The sequence below is a fragment of the Prosthecobacter sp. genome (assembly GCF_029946185.1).
Taxonomy (GTDB): Bacteria; Verrucomicrobiota; Verrucomicrobiia; order Verrucomicrobiales; family Verrucomicrobiaceae; genus Prosthecobacter.
Window position 1 is genome coordinate 1 of record NZ_JAQSEA010000187.1, and the last position, 1,583, is coordinate 1,583.

General features: G+C 59.0%; 1 protein-coding gene. It reads left to right on the top strand.

The features are described 5' to 3' along the window. Positions 1–1,583 (top strand): hypothetical protein (locus PSV43_RS16165; RefSeq protein WP_300199517.1); only part of this gene is annotated, 1,583 nt, incomplete at both ends.

Genomic DNA, 1,583 nt, shown 5'->3' on the forward strand with positions numbered 1-1,583 from the left:
ATTGACGATACCATTCTTATAACCGCAGCGACCGGTGACACCAGCACTCCCGCCACCGGCGCCTCCAGCACAGCTCTCACCGGCGTCACGCTGACCTTGCAGGATCCTTCCATGCCTACGCCGACGGTGCTCTTCACCATCAGCGCCGGTTCGGCAGTTTACACCACCTTCAGCAGCACCGTAACATCGACTCAGTCCACCGCAGGCGGACTGAGCGTGCGTGACGATCTCGGCTCATGGCTCGCCGGGGACAAGCTGCTCGTGCTGGAAAACGTGTCCTTCACCATTGGCACGTATGTGAGCTTCAGCGCCGACAAGATCGAAATCCACCACTATGCGAACGGCACCGTGGTGGTGAACAATTTCAACCTCAAAGGTGCCACGGTGTCCTTCCTGGATGACGGCGTTCCGATGGCCAGCCTCACCGGCGATGCCCAGTTCCGTCATGTCACTGGCTCTCCGGTGGCCGCGAACAATGGCTTCAAGCTGATCTCCTTCGCCAACCCAGGCGTCGGGTTCATGGGACAGACGGCGGAACTGCCAGTCTCCACCACGACTTCTCCTGCGGCGGTGACCGCCGCAAATCCAACCGGCACCGTGGCCAACTACGGGGTGCCCCGCAAACTCGGCCCGCTCACACTGGTCAGTCCCTTCATCAAGTTCCACCACTTCAACTTTGACTTCAGTGGCAATGTCTCAGCGCAGATCACCATCGGTGCCGTCTCGGCAACGATCGGTGTCGGGCCGGTCTCAGCCTCGTTCAACAACATCTCCGGCACCTTTGAAGTCGGCCTGAAGTTTGATCTCAGCAATCTCACGGCAGGCCCGACGGGCGGTTCCGTGGAGTTCCTCAACATCAAAGCGACGAGTCTTTCCGTCACCCTGGGTTCTTATGTGACCTTGTCCGCCACGAACGTCACCATCAGGCCGAATGCCAGCGCGAATGAAGAACTGGCCAGCTTCGGTTCCATCACCGCGACGCTGAACATCAATGCCATTGCTCTCTCCGGCTCAGCCAGCAACTTTGCGATCTTGGGAGATGGCTCATTCCTCGCGAAGACCAACTTTGGCATCACCATCGAGCTCGGCAAGAATGGCAACGCCGATGCAACTTCGCTCCAGTGGCCTGCCTGGATGCCTTTGAAGAGCGCCTCAGTCTCGCTAGTCTGGAGAGACTTCAATGTCGATCCGGCCGACTTCTTGATTCAGCTCAGCGCCGAAGTGGACACCACGATCGGCGTGATTGCGATCAGTGGCTCCGTGACCAATGCGGTGATCGATCCTCAGCTGCTCTTTGAAGGCAAGTTCCCGATCATCTCCATCGATGGTCTCGCCATCGGTGCCTCGGGCAATCTCTTTGGCGGATCGATCAGCGGCACGCTCACGGCCGGAGTCATCCGCTTTGATCCGACCGGCCGCATGGTGGACGGACTCGGCAACTACACCGGCACATCGGTCAAGGCGACGGGTGCCATCACCAATGTGTTCTATGCAGGCATTCAGGCCGGCTTCGAATTCGCTGGAATGGCCGGGTTCAACATCCGCATCGGCCTGTCTGACTTTGGCCCGCTGCAAATCTACAT